The sequence below is a fragment of the Zemynaea arenosa genome, from assembly GCF_004614185.1.
Taxonomy (GTDB): domain Bacteria; phylum Pseudomonadota; class Gammaproteobacteria; order Burkholderiales; family Burkholderiaceae_D; genus Telluria; species Telluria arenosa.
In genome coordinates, this window is record NZ_SPVF01000259.1 from 1 (window position 1) to 18,438 (window position 18,438).

Consider the following 18,438-nt stretch of genomic DNA (forward strand, 5'->3'; position numbering starts at 1 on the left):
CAGCGACAACGAGCTGCTCGGCGAACTGAACGCCATCACCCACGAGCTGGGCTGGCTGCTGGCCGACCTGGCCCACGAGATCGACCGCCGCCTGCCGGCCCCCGCCGCCCAGCTCGGCGAGTTCATCGCGGTCCTGCGCGCGCGGGTCTGAGCGCCGCGCGCCGCGCCCGCCACCCGGGCTGCGGGCGAAAAAAAGCCCCGCACGCGGCGGGGCTGGAACGAGGCATCTTGCCCGAGGATTACTTCGGCACCGTCACGGTCTGCCCGCCGATGGTGAAGGTGCGCGAGGTGGTGGTCTCGCTCATCGACACCGACGGCCGCTTGCAGCCGACGTCCAGCAGCATCAGGAACTCGCCCGACAGCGTGGACGGCGTGGCGTAGGCGCCATGCGCCTCGTAGGTGCCCGGCTTGGGCGCCGGGCCGCTGCGGGTGGCGTAGGTCACCGGCATTTGCGCTGCCGACAGCAGCGGACGGATGCACACCGAACGGTCCACGTTGGTGATAGTCAGCGAGTTGTCGCTGTTGTAGGTGATCGGCGCCGCCGCGTGCACGTTGAACTCCCACGAGTGGGCCACCGCACCGGTGATCTTGTCCTGCACGATGACCGCGTCCTGGCCGCGCAGGTACCAGATGCGGCGCAGTGCGCTCTTCACCGCCGCGCCGTAGGCCGGGGTCGCATCGCCCTCGGCGTAGTCCAGCGCCGAGGTGGTCGAGAACGCGGTCACCTTGCCGTTCTTGGCGAGGGTCGCGGTGTTGCCGGTCACGTCCTGGCCGATGCCCTTGTCATAGGTGACCACGTTGTGGGCCTTGGACTGGCGGTACCAGTCGTTGAACATCGGCGAATTGTAGTAGTCCAGGTAGCCCGACTCGCCCAGCAGCTTGCGGCCGCCCGAGAACAGGATGATGCCGTTCTGGTCGCCGTGGCTGTGGTTGTACGCGCCGTATGGGCTGGACTTGAAGTACAGCGAGGTGCGCTTCAGGTCCGACAGGTTGCTGTGCATCGCCACCCAGCCGATCGACGGGTACAGGGCCGCGTTGGGCGGCTGCACCGGCGTCGATTGGGTGTACGGCAGCGGGTAGGGCGCCATCAGGGCCGACAGCGAATCCTCGGTGCCGCTTATGCTCTTCACGTACCAGGCCGCGTACGGCGAATTGAAGCGCTGGGCGTACGACTTCAGCATGCGGAAATCCGGCACGGTCTCGTTCTCGTCGCCGAACAGGTGCGAGGTCGAACCGGGCGGCACGAAGTGCGCGAAATACTGCATGAACCCGCGCGCCCACGGCTTGTCGAACAGGTTCACGCCGGTGGCGGCCATCAGCGGCTGCCACAGCTGCAGGGCGTAGTCGGCGGTGTACTGGCCGTAGGCGGTACCGTTGGCAAAGCCGCCTTCCGGGCCGGACCAGGCGTACACCGAGTTGATGTAGGAACGGACCGAGAAGTCGAACCACAGGCCCGAGTTCTTGATGTTCCCGAGCGACAGGGTCGAGATCAGCGCCAGGAAGCCCAGGTTGGTGCCGCCGTGCGAGTCGTAGGGGTACTGGTCGATGCGGTCGCCGTTGGCGGACAGGTCCAGGTAGATCTGCTGGGCGCGCGCGTCCACCACGTTCCACCACCACTGGCGGCGGGTGGCGTCGATGTCGTAGTACAGCAGGTCGGTGGCCTTGATCAGGGTGAGGGCGATCTGGCGGTTGGCCTGGTCCTGGTACTTGAAGCTGGTCGGGCCGTTAATGTTCAGGTTGGCCAGCTGGTCGCCGCGGGTGATCGCCTCGGTCAGGTATTTCTTGTCCAGGGTCAGGCGGTACAGCATGGCCGCCGCTTCCACCTGGCGCGCGGTGGCGTTCACGCGGGTGCGGATGTCGGCCGCGGACGCGGTGCTGATCGAGGTGGTGGTGCCGCTGGTCAGGATCGGCCAGTCGGCATCGTTGACGGTCTTGACGTTGCGGTAGGTGTACTCGTTGATGAGCGCATCCAGGGCCGGCTTGCGCTCGGCCAGCATGGCCGGGGTCCACTGGGATTTGGGCACGAAGTTGTTCGGCAACTGGCGCGCGACCTGGCGCGGCTTGGTGGCCACGAACGAGCGCAGGGAGCTATTGTCCGGCACCTCGAACACGGTCGAGTTGGCGGTGATGTCGAATTCGCGCGGGGTCGACCATTGGGCAATGGTGGACGGGCGCACGCGCCATGAGTAATGGCCGACCGGGAAGGCCTTGGACGGCAGGTACCAGTTCTTGTCCGCGGTGAAGGTGTACACCACCTGGCCGTTCTGCGACACCTCGATGTAGTACTGCGGCGGCTTGGACGGATAACGCGACCATGCGAACGCAGGCGGATTCTGCGGCTGGATCTGGTAGTTGGACGGTGCGGGACGCACAGCCTCAGGCTCGGTCGACAGGACCCAGTCCGCATGGGCCACGCCCGCGGTCAGGGTCGCGAAGGGCAGGGCGATGAGGGCTCGGGTCAGGAAGCGTTGAATAGCAGGCATTACTGTTCCTAAATTTGACAACAAGTGAGACGTCCGCGTGAACACGCCGTCGGGTCCGCTGCCGAAATGGCGGCGGCTGCGGTGACTTCAAGAGGTTATTTTCGCGTGGAAAATGCTTGAGTCAGCGCGTTGTCAGCTTGTCTTGCAAAGTGATCTTTCCAACTTCGCAAATCCAGGCGACCCCGGTGGTTGTTGGCTTTCTTTGAATCGGCAGGAAGTGGCCATGCGGGAAGAAAGTCCCGAAATCTTAAACGATGAGAGCGCCACTGCGCTACCCGAAGAGACCCGTTTTTCGGCACTTATTTTCCGTTAGGAAGGTGTTCCGTTAGCGGTCTGCCATCGAAAGAAGACATAGCGATAATTGAGTTTTCGCTTGCGCAATAAAAGCTGTGAAGAATGCGTCAAGCGCGCTTTTGATACATGCATGCATGTATGTCGGTGATAAAAAAAGACCCGGCCGTAGCCGGGCTCCCAGGGGTCCGCTGCGCGCGGAGGTGATCGTCAATCTTTAGTCATCTTTTCGGAAGCGAGCGAGGTTGTCACGGCGCCAAACGCGCTGCTGTTGCGAATCCACGCGCGAAGGCGGAGCAGGGCGCCGCCAGGGCGGCCGCGAAGGACCGGCCGAGTCCGGCGAGCCAGGCCGGCCCGATGAGGCCGCCGAGCTTGCGCCGCAGCGTGTGTGCACGGGGGGCATGATGGTGTTCCTTTGCCAATAAGTTGTCCAGGTGCTGGGGCGGGCGTTTCGGGCGCGCCGTGGAGCGCAGGGGCTTCGTGACCGGCCGGGTCCGCTACTGTCGAGTTGTCAGATTATTGTGTCATCCAGCACAGCGGCTGATGCCAAACAGAAGGCCTGTCGGCGGCCCTTCGTGAAACTGCTCGGGTGGGCCGAATGCGAGGGTCAGCGACACAGCGGCCAGTTGGGCGAAGCGCCGCCGCAGGATCGCGTCGTCGATACCCTCCAGTCCATCCTCGCGGCACAGAGTAAATGCGCCGGAACCATTCCAGATTGCACAGGGTGTACGCGCTCGCGCACTGCTTAAGTTGTTCATCACTCAACCGGCGTATGCTGGACGGAATTCTTGCCTCCGAAGTGTCCGCCATGTTCCGCACGTCCACCGTCGTCGCAGCCGTTTTCGCCTTCAGCACTGCCGACGCGCAGCTGGTCGAGCCGGGCCAGACTTCCGAACAGGTCAATCTGGAAGCCCAGCCGCCGCTTGGGGCGCAGGCCTTCGGGGACGCGTTCCAGCCGTTTCCGCGGCCATACGCCGCCAACACCGCCGGCCAGCCGGTCATCAAAAGCGCGTTGGACGTCTATCGCACCGATCCCAAGCTGCAGTTCGGCCTCACCCTAACGCCCACGTTCGGCATCGAGCTCGGGTTCGCCAATCTGTTGAGCCGGGGTTTTCATTACCTCGATGACAGCCGCCCAGCGGAGAAGGCGGGCGTGCTCGGCGATCACGGCTTCAGCAGCTACGCCGCAGCCAAGTTCACGGTGCCGGTGACGGAGCGGTTCACCGCGTACAGCAAGCTCGGCATCGCGCACAGCGAGAGCAAGATGCGTGAGCGGCCCAATCAACCGCGCCAGACCCAGTTGGCCAAGGACCCGATCCCGGCGGCCGACACCGGCCCGTACGCCAGCGTCGGCGCCCAGTACAAGCTGAACGCCAAGGCCGCGCTGTCAGGCGAGGTCGTCAAATCCGGCAGCAGTGCCACCAAGTGGCCAGGCGCCAGCAACGCCACCGGGGTATCGACCAGACTGAAGATCGGTTTTTAGGAAAGGAAAGCGCAGGGTACACGCGGCCGAAACATATCGAACGCTGCGCACATCACATTTGACATAATATGAATTATGCGAAGTTTGGCATAGCACATCGGCCGTTCTCTCTGGTTCGCCAGAGCCCGGCCAGCGGCTGATCTAAGCCCGTTCAGTGCGCTTGGCGCGCGCCGCGTGGAGCTTACGGTAGCTGTCCAGCAAGCGCTGGTGGCGGTCCAGTTCTTTCATGTCCGGGCTCACCGGCGTCAAACCGTAAAACCGCACGCTGCCGTCCACCGACCCGAGTACCGCGTCCATCCGCTCATTCCCGTACAGGCGCCGGAAATTGCGTACGTAATCGTCCAGTTCCATGTCGTCGTCCAGCACGATCTCGAGGACCGCATTCATGGCCTGGTAAAACAGTCCACGGTCCACCGTGTTGTCGTTGTACTGCAAGAACGCGCCGACCAGGTCGTGCGCCGCCTCGTAGTCCTGCAGCGCCAGATTGATCAGGAGTTTTAATTCGAGCACCGTGAGCTGCCCCCACGGCGTGTTCTCGTCGAACTCGATGCCGATCAAGGTGGCGATGTCGCCGTATTCATCCAGCTCGTTGTTCTCCAGCCGGTCCAGCAGCGCTTCCAGCTGCTCGTCGTCCAGCTGGTGCAGATTCAGGATATCGGCCCGGAACAGCAAAGCCTTGTTGGTGTTATCCCAGACCAGGTCCTCGACCGGATAAATCTCCGAATAGCCCGGCACCAGGATGCGGCAGGCATTCGCGCCCAGATGGTCATACACGGCCACATAAACTTCCTTGCCCATCTCCTTGAGGATGCCAAACAACGTCGCCGCCTCCCTGGCGTTGGAATCGGCGCCTTGATGGGAAAAATCCCATTCCACGAACTCGTAATCCGCCTGATCGCTGAAGAAGCGCCACGACACGATGCCGCTGGAATCGATGAAATGTTCGACGAAGTTATTCGGTTCCGTCACCGCGCTGCTGTTGAAGGTCGGCGGCGGCAAATCATTCAGGCCTTCAAAACTGCGGCCCTGCAACAGCTCCGTCAAGCTGCGTTCCAGCGCCACTTCAAAGCTCGGGTGCGCGCCGAAGGACGCAAACACACCACCGGTACGTGGATTCATCAAGGTCACGCACATCACCGGGTATTGACCGCCCAGCGATGCATCTTTCACCAGCACCGGAAAGCCTTGCTCTTCCAGGCCCTTGATCCCGGCGACGACGCCCGGGTATTTGGCCAGCACCTCGTCCGGCACATCCGGCAGTGAGATTTCGCCCTCCAGGATTTCCCGTTTGACCGCCCTCTCGAAAATCTCGGACAGACACTGCACCTGCGCTTCGACCAGCGTATTCCCGGCACTCATGCCATTGCTGACGAAGAGATTCTCGACCAGATTGGTCGGGAAATACACGGTCTGGCCGTCCGACTGCCGCACGAACGGCAGCGCGCAGATCCCGCGTTTCGTGTTTCCGGAATTGGTGTCGTACAGGTGCGAGGCGCGCAATTCGCCGTCCGGGTCGTAGATTGGCCGGCAGTAGTCATCGAGGATCTCCTTGGGCAGCGCATCTTTGCGCCCTGGCTGTAACCAGCGCTCTTCCGGATAATGCACGAACGGCGCCTCGGCGAGATCCGCGCCCCAGTACGCGCCGGCATAAAAGTGATTGCAGCTGATCCGCTCGATATATTCACCGAGCGCCGACGCCAGCGCGCTTTCCTTGCTTGCGCCTTTGCCGTTGGTGAAGCACATGGGCGAATGCGCATCGCGGATATGCAGCGACCACACGTTCGGCACGATATTCCGCCATGACGCGATCTCGATCTTGATGCCCAGCCCCGCCAGCAGCGCGGACATATTCGCAATCGTCTGTTCCAGCGGCAGATCCTTGCCAGTGATGTAGGTGCTGGTGTCCGATGACGGCGCCAGGGCCAGCAGCGCCTGCGCATCCTCGTCGAGGTTCTCGACTTCCTCGATCACGAATTCCGGCCCTTCCTGCACCACCTTTTTCACGGTGCAGCGCTCGATCGAGCGCAGGATGCCTTGCCGGTCCTTGTCCGAAATATCCTCCGGCAGCTCGACCTGAATCTTGAAAATCTGGCGGTAGCGGTTCTCCGGGTCGACGATATTATTCTGCGACAGCCGGATATTCTCGGTCGGGATATTCCGTGTATTGCAGTACAACTTCACGAAATACGCCGCGCACAGCGCCGACGACGCCAGGAAATAGTCAAACGGTCCGGGCGCCGAGCCATCGCCCTTGTAGCGGATCGGCTGGTCGGCGATGACGGTGAAGTCATCGAACTTGGCTTCGAGACGCAGCTTGTCTAGAAAATTGACTTTGATTTCCATGGGCGATACCGGGGACGGACTGAGGAGGTGTGGGGCCGCTATTATCCGCCGTTTATGCGGCGCGGCCTAGCCCAGTTCGTCCGGGCGCCCTCTTTCAATGAACCAGCTTCAGCAATTCGGCAGCGTCGATCACGTCCGACCGCCCTGCCGTGCGCACTGCGCTGAACGGGGAAATGTCGTGCGCGCCGCTGCGGGAATTGGACACCAGCGCCCCGAACTGGCCGAAGCCGACGCCCAGCTCAGTGCGCCCTGCCCCTGCCTGGTTCCGTACCAGATCACCGCCTTCCAGCTCCCGCACCCGCGCAGTCAGCACCGCTACAGTCTGGCGCAGCTCGTCCAGCTCGGCGTCCTTGGCGCGCATGGTGAGATCGAACTCGGCACGCAGTAAAGACAGGCGTCGCTCGGCATCCGCGTGGAGCCGGTCCGCCAGCTGTGCGACGAGCGCCTGCAGCTGGCGCGCCGTGTCCTCGCGCGCGCCGCCGCCGGCGCCGCTTGCTTCGTCCGCCAGCTCCTTGAGGTACCGGTGGATGGTCGACTTGGAGCCCGTATCGCCCAGCGCATGGCGTACCGCCTCCACGGACGGGTAGCGGCCCTCGGTCAGCATCCGCTCCCGGACGTCTCGAACTTGTGCTTTGGTGATGCCTGTGCGCGCCATAGGTCTCTGTGTGAACAGCCGGAAGCAACAGCATCGTACTGCCTGCCGGCATCAGCAGCAAGGCGCTGAGATTTCGCCCCCTCCTTGCACTATAATCTCCGCCTTCGCTCCAAGGATTTGCCGCCATGTCTCTGCTCGCCCACCAGCTTGAACTCCTGTCGCCCGCCAAGACCGCCGAAATCGGCCGCGAGGCCATCCTGCACGGGGCGGACGCGGTTTACATCGGCGGCCCGGCCTTCGGCGCGCGGCACAATGCGAGCAATCCGCTGGAAGACATCGCCGCGCTGGTCGAGTTCGCCCACCGCTACCGCGCGCGCATCTTCGTGACCATGAACACGATCCTGCATGATTCGGAACTGGAGCTGGCGCGCGAACAGATCTGGCAGCTGTACAACGCCGGGGTCGACGCGCTCATCGTGCAGGACATGGCGATGTTCGAGCTCGATCTGCCCCCGATTCAGCTGCACGCCTCCACCCAGTGCGACATCCGTACGGTGGAAAAAGCCAAGTTCCTCGGCGCGGCAGGTTTCTCCCAGCTGGTGCTGGCCCGCGAGCTGAGCCTCAAGCAGATCGGCGAAATCAAGGCGGCCACTGATACTCCCCTGGAGTATTTCGTGCATGGCGCCCTGTGCGTGGCCTTCTCCGGCCAGTGCTACATCTCGCACGCCGACACCGGCCGCAGCGCCAACCGCGGCGACTGCTCGCAAGCCTGCCGCCTGCCGTACACGCTCACCGACAGCAAGGGTGGCGTGGTCGCCTACGAAAAGCACCTGCTGTCGATGAAAGACAACGACCAGTCCGCCAACCTGGAAGCGCTGGTCGACGCGGGCATCCGCTCCTTCAAGATCGAAGGCCGCTACAAGGACATGGGCTACGTGAAGAACATCACGGGCCATTACCGCCAGCTGCTGGACGAGATCCTGGAGCGCCGCCCCGAGTTCGCGCGCGCCTCCAGCGGCCGCACCGAGCTGCTGTTCACGCCGGACGTCGACAAGAACTTCCACCGCGGCCATACCGACTACTTCGCGCAGGGCCGCCAGCCGGACATCGGCGCCTTCGACACGCCCAAGTACGTGGGCGTGCAGCTCGGCACCGTGCAGCGCGTCGGCACCGACAACTTCGACCTGCTGACGAATTCGCCGATGGCCAATGGCGACGGCCTCAACTACATGCACAAGCGCGCCACGGTCGGCATCCTGGCCAACACGGCGCAGAAGCTGGGGGAACAGGGTGGCGGCGAACTGTGGCGCGTGTTCCCGAACGAGCAGATCAGCGCCCTGCCCGGCCTGAAGGCGGGTCTCGAGATCCACCGCAACAAGGATCATCACTGGGAAGCGCAGCTGATGAAGAAGTCGTCCGAGCGCAAGGTCGCCGTCGACCTGACCCTGAGCGAGCACGCGGATGGCCTGCGCCTGGCGATCCGCGACGAGGACGGGATCGAGACCGTGACCGATGCCGCCATTCCGTTCCAGCCCGCCCAACAGGCGGAACAGGCCAGCGCCGGCCTGCGCAACAATATCGCCAAGCTGGGCAACACGATGTTCAGCGCCCGGGAGGTGAGGCTCCAGCTAGCGCGGCCCTGGTTCGTGCCCTCTTCCGCCATCAACGCCCTGCGCCGCGACGCCATCGCCGCGCACGAGGCTGCCCGGCTGGCCGCCTGGGAGCGCCCGGCGCGCAAGGGCGAGGCCGATCCGCGCCCGGTCTACCCGGACACCCAGCTCAGCTATCTGGCCAACGTCTACAACGAGAAGGCGCGCGCGTTCTACATGAAGCATGGCGTGCAGCTGATCGACGCGGCTTACGAATCCCATGAAGAGCCGGGCGAGGTGTCGCTGATGATCACCAAACACTGCCTGCGCTTCTCGTTCAACCTGTGCCCCAAGCAGGCCAAGGGCGTGCAGGGCGTGCAAGGCCAGGTCAAGGCCGAGCCCATGACCCTGGTCAGCGGCAACGAGACCTACACCCTGCGCTTCGACTGCAAGCCGTGCGAGATGCACGTGGTGGGCGCGATGAAGCCGGGCATCTTGAACTCGCCGCCGCCCTCGGCTGTACCGTACAGCCCGCTGGTCTTCCACAAGTCGCGCCCGCGCGCCTGAGCGGGGCTGTCAGGCGTAGGCGGCCTCCATCAGGCCGCTGGCCAGGTCGCCCAGCTTCTGGTGCGGGGTGCTGGTGTTGTTGAACACGACGACGCTCACGCCATCGGCCAGCACTCGCCGGGCGACCATGCGGAAGCCGCCGTTTGAACCATCTTCCCATGCCGCGCGGCGTGGCTGTCCCGCGATGATTTCCACGCGCGTGCGCCCGCCCAGCGCGTAGTGCTGCAGCGGACGCTGCACCTTCAGCAGTTCTTCACGGGAAGCGGAAGTGAGGATGCGGTCCCCGCCCAATACCCCCTCCATCAACCGCACCATGTCCTCCGCGCTGCTGTAGAAGCCGCCCGCCATGGCCATAAAGTCCGGTATCACGCTCGGCTTGCGCTGCCACGGCGGACCGGCGTAGCCCACAGCCATCCCCGGCACCGCGCTGGAATCGCCCGTGTAGATGCCGCTGTCCCGCAGCCCGAGCGGCTGCACCAGCCAGCTGGAGACGCAGTCGGCGTAAGTCTGCCCGCTCACCCGTTCGACGATGGCCTTCACCAGCAGCCAGTTGGAGTGCGAATAGTCCCAATCGGTTCCCGGCGCAAAGCGCAGATCGCCGCTGGCGTAGCGGCGGACGGCGTCCATCTGGGCCAGCTCCACGGTGCCGGCCTTCGGATCGGCCTTGCGCGCCGCCGCGATGTCGTTCGGCACGCCGCTTGAATGGCTGAGCAGGTGACGCAGCGTGAGGCGGAGGCCGTTGTCGGCCCGGAAATCCGGCAGGTAGCGCAGGATCGGCGCGTCTAGGGACAGCTTGCCCTGGTCGACCAGCTCCAGCACGACCATCGAGGCGATCCACTTGGACACAGACCCGGTCTCGAAGCGGGTGTTGAGCGCCATCGGCATAGCTGCCACCGGATCGGCCAGCCCGAGCGCCCGGCTGAACAGGATCTCCCATCGTCGTCCGACGGCCACGGTTCCGTTGAAGTCCGGAAACTGGGCGAGCACGGCCTCATAGCGCCCGGCAGGGGGCGTGGCGAACGCAAAACGGACGGGAAAGAACGCCGCAGCAGCGGCAATGACAAGGGACTGGCGACGGTTCACTGCTGGCCTTTCTGTTAAATGGTTGCCAAGGGTAGCAGAGCGAGGGGCCCGGACAAACAAAAGCCGCCCGCAGGCGGCCTGGGAGTGCCGTGCAAGAACCGCCTAGTGCAGCGGTGTCATCGCATAGCCTTTTTCGGCGATCTGCTCGTTCAGATGAGGAATCGAGTACTGCTGCAGGGTGTCCTCGTGGTCGGGCACGTCGAGGGCGCGGGCCTCGACCACCCAATCGGTATTGGTGGCTTCCTCGGGAATCGCGCGGGCCTCGGGCACTGCCAGGTAGGAAAAGCTGCCGTCGCTTTCGGGGCGGCGATAAATATCCAGGCGCATGATGGGGTTCCTCTCAATGAATAAAACAGACACGACTATCTACACTGTAGACCGCAACGTCTGTTCGCCGCGCCACATTGCCTTGTGGACTTACCGGCGCGGCGCCCCGCCACCGAGGACGCGGGCCGGCAGCATCACGATCGCGCGCAGCAGCTCGAAGACCGCATCCACGCCAATGCCGATCAGGCGGAACGGCAGCAGCAAGAGCCACACCAGAGGATAGGCGACCAGTGCCAGCAAGGCCAGCGGCCAGCAGAAGAACAGCAGGACCAGCCAGATCAGGAAACCAAACATGAGAGTGCTCCCAACGAGTTGCATCGATGGCCGCACTGTAGGCCCGGCCGTCCGCCCGGACAATGCCGATGCGACCGGCTGCGCCACACGCCGATCAGCGGTCAAAAAAGCAGGGTGAATTGCACCGCTGAGTGCACTGCCCCAAATTCGGCACACCTCTGCGCCTCACCCCGCCGGGGACGTACCCCGGCGGGGTGAGCGGCAGAAGTGGTGCGCTGGTGGCTCAGCAGTAGAGCGGACGCCCTAGGCGGGGACGGTTGGGGATGGCGCGGCGGAGATGACGTGCTCGGCGGTCGAATCGTAGATGACCTCGGCTTGCATCGTCGCTTCCAGCGCCGGGATCGAGCCGCCGCAGCGGTAGGCGAAGCTGACCCGCAGCACGTCGCCGGCGTGCACCTGCACCGGCTGCTGCAGCGGCAGCGTCATGTAGTGGTTGAGCCAGTCGATGGTCGAGCCGCGCTCCTGCACCACCGCCAGCACGTTCTTGGTGACGAAGCGCAGCGCATTCAGCGCACCCGTCTTCTCGACCAGGAACTTGCCCTCCCACGCGATCGACAGGTCGTTCGGCTGGGTGAAGTCGAGGATGGAATACACCTGCGGCGCGGCCAGCTCGGCCGTGCCCGGATAGATCACCGTCGTCTCCTGGAACTGGACGATCGGCGCGTAAAAGCCTTCGAAGTCGTATTCCTGCTGCAGCGGCTGCACCGCCATGATCACCGCCTCCGGCATGAACACCGGCAGCGGCCCGCCGAAGCGCGCCAGGTAACGCTGCTTGAAGGACTCGATCACCTGCACCTGCTTCTCGCGCAGCATGCCGACGTGGATCATCTCGCAGATCACCACGTCCACCGGCTCCGGCGGCAGGTACTCGAACGCGTCCGCGTGGATCACCTCGACCTTGTGCCCGTTCGGGTTCATGGCCAGCATCTTGCGCGCTTCCTTGACCATGTCCGGGTTGAACTCGACGCAGTACACCTTGTCCGCCATCTGCGCCGCGAACCAGGACAGCACGCCCGTGCCCCCGCCCAGTTCCAGCACCTTCATGCCCGGCTTGACGGCGTAATGGATCGCCGACTTGAAGTTGTGCATGCGGTTCTGGTCCATCAGCATGTTGTGATGGTAATGAACCGGGATGAACTGCCCCAGGTAGCAGCTCTCGATTTCGGATTCTTTCAGCATGTGGTTCCTCTTCGGCCGCGGTGCACGGCGGATTGTCGACAAGGTTCATTATGAGCAATGACCCTTGTCGCCGAAGAGGCGAGCTGACCGGGTTTTTACGCCTATTTCGCCGGCTGGGGCGGCACCGGCGTGGCGCCGCGCTGGCGCAGCAGGTCGGCGGTGCGGTCATGCCCTTCGCGGGTGGCGACGGCCAGCGGGGTCATCCCGTCCGGAGAGCGGGCGTTGATGTCGGCCTTGCGCTCCAGCAGCAGCGCGACGATCTCGTCGTCCCCCGCCGCGGCGGCGTAATGCAGCGGCGTCCAGCCCGGCTTGTTGACGGCGGCGCCATGGGCGATCAGTTCCAGTGCCGCCGGTTTGTTATGGGTGAAGGCGGCCATCATCAGCGCCGTATTGCCGTTCTTGGCAGGTTGGTCCACCTTGATGCGCGGATCACCCAGCAATACATGGAAGGTCCGCATCGCCTTGTCCCGCAGCGCCAGGATCAGCGCGTTCTCGCCGCGGACTGGCTCGGCCGCGTTCGGATCCGCCCGCGCCGCCAGCATGGTGCGTACGGTGGCCTCGTCGTCCATCTGGACGGCTTTCAGGAAGTCGGTGGCATCCGGGGCCGCAAAAGCCGAGCCCGAAACGAGCGCGGCAGCGAGGACAAAGCGCTGCATGATCTTCATATTCAACCTTAAGAGTTCAGTCTACAACGTTGAAAAGACGCCGGAAATTGGCAGTGGTCGCAGACGCCACCTCGGCCAGCGGCAGATCCTTCAGCGTGGCCAGGTACTCTGCCACGTGCATCACAAACCCCGGCTCGTTCATCTTGCCCCGGAACGGCACCGGCGCCAGGTAGGGCGAATCGGTCTCGATCAGGATCCGCTCCAGCGGCACCGCGCGCGCCACCGCCTGCAAGTCCTTGGCGCTCTTGAACGTCACGATCCCCGAAAACGAAATATAGAACCCCATCGCCAGCGCCGCCTCCGCCACCTCCAGCGACTCCGTAAAGCAGTGCATCACGCCCGCGACTCCGCCCTGGTCGGTCCCGGCGCCCTCCTCCTGCATGATGCGGATGGTGTCCTCGCTGGCCGACCGGGTATGGATGATCAGCGGCTTGCGCGTCTGGCGCGAGGCCCGGATGTGGACGCGGAAGCGCTCGCGCTGCCACTCCAGGTCGCCTTCCAGCCGGTAGTAGTCCAGCCCCGTCTCGCCAATCGCGATGATCTTGGGATGATTGGACAACGCGACCAGCTGCTCGACGGACGGCTCCGGCGTGTCCTCATAATCCGGGTGCACGCCCACGGAGGCGTAAATGTGCGGATACTGCTCCGCCAGGGCCAGCACCTGCGGGAAATCCGGCAAGTCCACGGACACGCACAGTGCGTGCGTGACCTTGTTTTGCTCCATTTTGGCGAGGATCTCCGGCATGCGCGCGGCAAGCTCGGGGAAATTGATGTGGCAATGGGAATCGATGTACATCCCGATATTGTACGGGACGCCCGCCCGCCACGCAGGCGGCTTATGCCACCCGCTTGCCCAGGATGACCAGGTCGCGCTCCACGCCGTCCAGGTTGGCCACGCGCGGCAGGTTCGCCCACATGGCAAAGCCGAACTTCTCGAACAGCCCCAGGCTCGGGATGTTGTGCCCGAAGATGAAGCCCAGCAGCGTATGCACGCCGATCTTGGGCGCGTGGTCGATAGCTTCCTTCAGACAGTACTGGCCGATGCCCTTGCCCCGAAAGGCCTCGGCGATGTAGATCGACACCTCGGCCGTGCCGTTGTAGGCCGGGCGGCCATAGAAGTTGGAGTACGAAATCCAGCCGATAATCTCCGGGGAGCCCTCGCGCTGCACCACCCACAGCGGCCGCCGCGCCGGATCGTGATCGGCAAACCACTGGCGGCGCGACTCGACCGAGATCGGCTCCGTATCCGCCGTCACCTCGCGCGAGGCGATGGTCGAGTTGTAGATGTCAACGATAACGGGCAGATCCTCCGCCGTGGCGACGCGATGGGTGTACATGGGATTCAGAGAGTATGGGTGGCGCGCGACGACCGCAGCGCCGCGCCCAGGATTTCTTCGATGCGCTGCTTGGCGCGCTGGCCCGACTCGTCCGCCGGAAAGTGCACGCCGATGCCCTGCGCCTTGTTGTTGTTCGCGCTGGCCGGGGTGATCCACGCCACCTTGCCCGCGATCGGATACTTGTTGGGGTCTTCCATCAGCGACAGGATCAGGTAGATCTCATCGCCGATCTTGTACGGCTTCTGGGTCGGCACGAACATCCCGCCATTCTTCAGGAACGGCATGTAGGCCGCATACAGCGCGGCCTTTTCCTTGATGGCCAGGGACAGCACGGACGGCCGCGGCGCCTGCGGAGCGGTCGAGTCGGGCGGGTTGGTACTCATGCGGTATCAGTCAAAAATCAATGAGCGCAGCAGGCGGCGTAGTCGAGCAGCATGTCCTCCACGAACAGGCGCGCCGACAGCGGATGGTCCGCGATCGCACGCCGGTCGGTGGCCGACTTCAGGGCCTTCATCAGGTTTGCAGTGTGCACTTTCGCGGCCAGCGCCGCAAGTTCCCGCTGGTAGCGCGGGTAGTAGCGGACCGTACCGGACAATTTGTACGCGAACACATCGTACAGCCAGCGCTGCTGCCAGGAGACCAGCGCCGGCATCGACGCCTTGGCCAGCTTCTCGGCCGCCTTGAGCGCGGCATCCACGCTCGGGTGCGCCAGCATCTGCAGCAAGATATCCATGTCCTCGCGGCTGCCTGACTGGGAGGCGTCCAGCGCCGCCAGCGGCGCCCCGCCCTGCTCGCGCAGCCAGGAGTCCGCGTCCGGCAAGCCCTGTTCCTTCAGCCAGGCCAGCGCGGCCGCGTGGTCCGGCATCGGCAGCGCGAACTTGCGGCAGCGCGACAAAATGGTCGGCAGCAGCTTGTCCAGTCCGTTGGATGACAGCAGGAACACAGTCCCCGGCGGCGGCTCCTCGAGCGTCTTGAGCAGCGCGTTGGAAGCCGGCACGTTGAGCGCCTCGGCTGGGTACAGCACCACCACGCGCAGCCCGGCGCGGTGGGTCGAGATGTTCATGAAGTCCGCCAGCGCACGGATCTGCTCGATCTTGATGTCCTTGCTGGGCTTGGCGGTTTTGCTGGACTTCTTGGTCTCCTCGCCCTCCTCGCCCTCGCCCGGCTCGTCTTCCAGCGCCTCCGGCCGCACGCGGCGATAGTCCGGATGGCTGCCCTGTTCGAACCAGTTGCACGACAAGCACTCGCCACAGGCATGACCATCCGCCCGTACGTTTTCGCACAGCAAAGCCTTGGCGAAGGCCTCGATAAACCCGGCCTTGCCGGTACCCTGCGCCCCATAGAACAGCAAGGCGTGCGGCATCCGGACGCGCAGCTGCTGCAGCTGGCGCCAGGCCTCGTCCTGCCATGGGTAAATCGCGGTGCTCATCCGATGATTATGAACGAAAACAAGAGCTTATGCCGAATTCTTGAAGTAACTTATCAGTTCAATAACTGGCCCAGGATGGTCGTCAGGCGCTGCTGGATCTGCGCGATCGGCTGGGTCGAGTCAATGATGATAATACGATGCGGAAACTTTTCGGCCCGCGCGAGATAGCCCTGGCGGGTGGCCAGGAAGAAATCGGCCTGCTCGCGCTCGAACTTGTCCAGCTCGCGCGTGGCATCGAGGCGGGCGCGCGCCACTTCCAGCGGCACGTCGAACAGCAGGGTCAGGTCCGGCTGCAAGGCCGGATGCACCCACTCCTCCAGTGCCTCCAGTTTGGCCAGCGCCAGGCCGCGTCCGCCGCCCTGGTAGGCGAAGGACGAGTCCGTAAAACGGTCCGACACGATCCAGTCGCCCCGCTCCAGGGCCGGCTCGATCACCTGCGCGATGTGCTCGCGGCGCGCGGCGAACACCAGCAGCGCCTCGGTCTCCAGGTGCATCTTCTGGTGCAGGACCAGCTCGCGCAGGGTCTCGGACAGCGGCGTGCCGCCCGGCTCGCGGGTCGAGACCACGGTCTTGCCGTGCTGCTGGAGGAAGTCGACGATGAAGGCGATGTGCGTGCTCTTGCCCGCCCCATCGATGCCTTCGAAAGTGATGAACTTGCCGCGCTTTGCAGGAACAGTCATTGGCGCTGGTATTGGTTGACGGCCTTGTTATGGTCGTTCAGGTTGCCCGAAAACTGGCTGGTGCCATCGCCGCGCGAGACGAAGTACAGCGCGTCCGTCTTCGCCGGGCTCAGCGCCGCGGCCAGCGACTGCACGCCCGGCAGCGAAATCGGCGACGGCGGCAGGCCCACGCGGGTATAGGTATTGTACGGCGTGTCCGTTTCCAGGTCCTTCTTGCGGATCTTGCCGTCGTACTTGTCGCCCATGCCATAGATGACGGTCGGGTCGGTCTGCAGCAGCATGCCGATCTTCAGGCGGTTCACGAACACGCCCGCGATCATCCCGCGCTCGTTCTTCTGGCCGGTTTCCTTTTCCACGATCGAGGCCATGGTCAGCGCCTCGTACGGCGTCTTGTACGGCAGGTTCGGGTCGCGCTTGGCCCAGGCCGCGTTCAGGCGGTTCAGCAGCGCGGTGTGGGCCGACTTGTAGATCTCCAGGTCGCTGGAGCCCTTCGGGTAGAGGTAAGTGTCCGGGAAGAACAGGCCTTCCGGCACCTTGTAATCCGGCGCCACCTTGGCCAGCAGCTCGGCGTCGGACAGGTTCGCCGTGTCGTGCTTGAGGGCCGGGGCGGCGTTGATGGCGGCCCGCATCTGCTTGAAGGTCCAGCCCTCGATCACTGTCAGCGAGCCCTGCGCGAACTCGCCCTTGACCAGCTTGTCCAGCAGGCGCAGCGGCGTGGTGAAGGGTTCCAGCTCATACGAACCGGCCTTGATCTTGCCGCTTTTGCGCGTGGCCCGCGCCAGCATCTGGAACAGAAAGTGGTTTATCGGAACGCCCGCATTGGCGATCTGCTGCGCGGCCGCGCCGCCGCTGCTGCCCGGGGTGATTGTGAACGGGATGGCCGGCTCGGCGGTGGTGATCGGCTGCTTGGCCCAGTAGCCAAAGCCGGTACCCGCGGCGATCACGGCGAGCAGCGCCAGGAAGAACAGTTTCTTAATCAAGGTCTTGGCCAGTCGTTTTGGGAGGTGTCCGGCGCGAATTGCCGGGGCACCCTATAATGAGCCCGTAATCATAATGCTTTCGACGGCGCATCACGAGATTTTATGAACAATTTGACCCAATTCCTGGCAGCCGAAACCGCCGAGCCCCTGACCGACGCCCAGCTGGCGGACGGTTTCGTGGCGCCGCTGGCCGACCTGGGCCTGATTGCGGTCACCGGGGCGGACGCGGCCAGCTTCCTGCACAACCAGCTGACCAACGATGTCGAGCACCTGGGGCTGAACGAAGTCCGGCTGGCCGGGTACTGCACACCCAAGGGACGGCTGCAGGCCACCTTCCTGATGTGGCGCTCGCCTGAATCCATTTTCTTGCAGCTGCCGCGCGAGATCCAGCCGCCGCTGCAAAAGCGCCTGAGCATGTTCGTGCTGCGGTCCAAGGCCAAGCTGGAGGATGCGACGCCCGAGGTGGCGCTCGGCATCGGCGGGGTGCAGGGCGAGGCCGCGCTGCGCGACGTCTTCGGCGCCCTGCCCGCGGCACCCAACACCCATATCGACAGCGAACACGGCACCGTGGTGCGGGTGGCCGATGCCGCCGGCGCGCCGCGCTACCAGTGGCTGACGTCGTCGAGCACGGCCGACGCGGCCTGGCCCACCCTGGCCGCGCTGGCGCAGGGCGGGCCGGATGCCTGGATCCGTTCCTCGATCCTGGCGGGCGTCCCGCAAATCACCGCCCGCACCCAGGAGCAGTTCGTGCCGCAAATGGTGAACCTGGAGCTGCTCGGCGGCGTGAATTTCAAGAAAGGCTGCTACCCCGGGCAGGAAATCGTCGCCCGCAGCCAGTACCTGGGCAAGCTCAAGCGCCGCACGGCCCGCGCCATCATCGACGGCCAGGCCCACGCGGGCGATGAAGTGTTCTCCCTGGACGACCCCGGCCAGCCCTGCGGCATGGTCGTGAATGCCGCGCCGAACGCCACCGGCGGCACCGACGCGCTGGTCGAGATGAAGCTGGCCGCGCTGGGCGAGGCGGTCCGCCTCGGCTCGGCCGAGGGCCCCGCGGTACGTTTCCAGCCCCTGCCCTACGAGCTCGACGCGCTTGACGTATGAGCGGCTGGCACG

At 64.5% G+C, this 18,438-nt stretch carries 17 protein-coding genes; 3 read left to right on the forward strand and 14 right to left on the reverse strand.

The window, feature by feature from the left end:
- Positions 1 to 239: 239 nt before the first annotated feature.
- Entirely contained in the window at positions 240 to 2,483 is a 2,244-nt protein-coding gene (locus E4L96_RS21155; protein ID WP_135209201.1) for a DUF4962 domain-containing protein, read from the reverse strand.
- A gap of 1,063 nt (positions 2,484 to 3,546) precedes the next feature.
- Between E4L96_RS21155 and E4L96_RS21160 the strand changes: the two genes are divergently transcribed.
- Positions 3,547 to 4,257 carry a putative outer membrane beta-barrel protein gene (locus E4L96_RS21160; protein ID WP_135209202.1) on the forward strand — a complete coding sequence of 237 codons (711 nt, stop codon included), beginning with the start codon at positions 3,547 to 3,549 and terminating at the stop codon, positions 4,255 to 4,257.
- Between the two features lie 141 nt (positions 4,258 to 4,398).
- Here E4L96_RS21160 and E4L96_RS21165 read toward each other — a convergent pair whose 3' ends face one another.
- Both E4L96_RS21165 and E4L96_RS21170 read right to left on the reverse strand, forming a co-directional pair.
- Entirely contained in the window at positions 4,399 to 6,600 is a 2,202-nt protein-coding gene (locus E4L96_RS21165) for an OsmC domain/YcaO domain-containing protein (RefSeq protein ID WP_135209203.1), read from the reverse strand.
- A gap of 94 nt (positions 6,601 to 6,694) precedes the next feature.
- Positions 6,695 to 7,255 (reverse strand): DNA-binding protein, encoded by a 561-nt coding sequence (locus E4L96_RS21170; protein WP_135209204.1) that lies wholly within the window; start codon positions 7,253 to 7,255, stop codon positions 6,695 to 6,697.
- Between the two features lie 125 nt (positions 7,256 to 7,380).
- Here E4L96_RS21170 and E4L96_RS21175 point away from each other — a divergent pair, with 125 nt between their 5' ends.
- Entirely contained in the window at positions 7,381 to 9,351 is a 1,971-nt protein-coding gene (locus E4L96_RS21175; protein WP_135209205.1) for a peptidase U32 family protein, read from the forward strand.
- 9 nt (positions 9,352 to 9,360) lie between these two features.
- Here the strand turns inward: E4L96_RS21175 and E4L96_RS21180 are convergent, their stop codons facing one another.
- The 11 genes from E4L96_RS21180 to mltG all read right to left on the reverse strand — a co-directional run bounded on the left by E4L96_RS21180 (position 9,361) and on the right by mltG (position 17,322).
- Positions 9,361 to 10,338, reverse strand: a complete 978-nt coding sequence (locus tag E4L96_RS21180) for a serine hydrolase domain-containing protein (RefSeq protein ID WP_220433463.1) — start codon at positions 10,336 to 10,338, stop codon at positions 9,361 to 9,363.
- Between the two features lie 198 nt (positions 10,339 to 10,536).
- Positions 10,537 to 10,761: a DUF6139 family protein gene (locus E4L96_RS21185; RefSeq protein ID WP_135209206.1), complete on the reverse strand. Its 225-nt coding sequence runs from the start codon at positions 10,759 to 10,761 to the stop codon at positions 10,537 to 10,539.
- Between the two features lie 90 nt (positions 10,762 to 10,851).
- Positions 10,852 to 11,055 (reverse strand): hypothetical protein, encoded by a 204-nt coding sequence (locus E4L96_RS21190; RefSeq protein WP_135209207.1) that lies wholly within the window; start codon positions 11,053 to 11,055, stop codon positions 10,852 to 10,854.
- A gap of 243 nt (positions 11,056 to 11,298) precedes the next feature.
- Positions 11,299 to 12,234 (reverse strand): class I SAM-dependent methyltransferase, encoded by a 936-nt coding sequence (locus E4L96_RS21195; RefSeq protein ID WP_135209208.1) that lies wholly within the window; start codon positions 12,232 to 12,234, stop codon positions 11,299 to 11,301.
- A 101-nt stretch (positions 12,235 to 12,335) separates the two neighbouring features.
- Positions 12,336 to 12,899, reverse strand: a complete 564-nt coding sequence (locus E4L96_RS21200; RefSeq protein ID WP_135209209.1) for an ankyrin repeat domain-containing protein — start codon at positions 12,897 to 12,899, stop codon at positions 12,336 to 12,338.
- Positions 12,900 to 12,915: 16 nt separating this feature from the next.
- Positions 12,916 to 13,695, reverse strand: a complete 780-nt coding sequence (locus E4L96_RS21205) for a TatD family hydrolase (RefSeq protein ID WP_135209210.1) — start codon at positions 13,693 to 13,695, stop codon at positions 12,916 to 12,918.
- 40 nt (positions 13,696 to 13,735) lie between these two features.
- Complete coding sequence (locus tag E4L96_RS21210; protein ID WP_135209211.1) at positions 13,736 to 14,236, reverse strand: GNAT family N-acetyltransferase; 501 nt, start codon at positions 14,234 to 14,236, stop codon at positions 13,736 to 13,738.
- A 5-nt stretch (positions 14,237 to 14,241) separates the two neighbouring features.
- Positions 14,242 to 14,619 (reverse strand): PilZ domain-containing protein, encoded by a 378-nt coding sequence (locus E4L96_RS21215; RefSeq protein WP_135209212.1) that lies wholly within the window; start codon positions 14,617 to 14,619, stop codon positions 14,242 to 14,244.
- 17 nt (positions 14,620 to 14,636) lie between these two features.
- Positions 14,637 to 15,665, reverse strand: a complete 1,029-nt coding sequence (locus E4L96_RS21220; protein WP_135209213.1) for a DNA polymerase III subunit delta' — start codon at positions 15,663 to 15,665, stop codon at positions 14,637 to 14,639.
- A gap of 53 nt (positions 15,666 to 15,718) precedes the next feature.
- Positions 15,719 to 16,345, reverse strand: coding sequence for a dTMP kinase (gene tmk / locus E4L96_RS21225; protein WP_135209214.1), 627 nt, complete (start codon positions 16,343 to 16,345; stop codon positions 15,719 to 15,721).
- A complete protein-coding gene (mltG, locus tag E4L96_RS21230) occupies positions 16,342 to 17,322 on the reverse strand; it encodes an endolytic transglycosylase MltG (RefSeq protein ID WP_307721657.1) in 981 nt (326 codons plus the stop codon). Before mltG ends, tmk begins: the two co-directional genes overlap by 4 nt.
- Before the next feature lie 105 nt (positions 17,323 to 17,427).
- On the opposite strand from mltG, the gene ygfZ reads away from it, so the two are divergent.
- Positions 17,428 to 18,426 (forward strand): CAF17-like 4Fe-4S cluster assembly/insertion protein YgfZ, encoded by a 999-nt coding sequence (gene ygfZ / locus E4L96_RS21235; RefSeq protein ID WP_135209215.1) that lies wholly within the window; start codon positions 17,428 to 17,430, stop codon positions 18,424 to 18,426.
- The last annotated feature ends 12 nt before the right edge of the window (positions 18,427 to 18,438 follow it).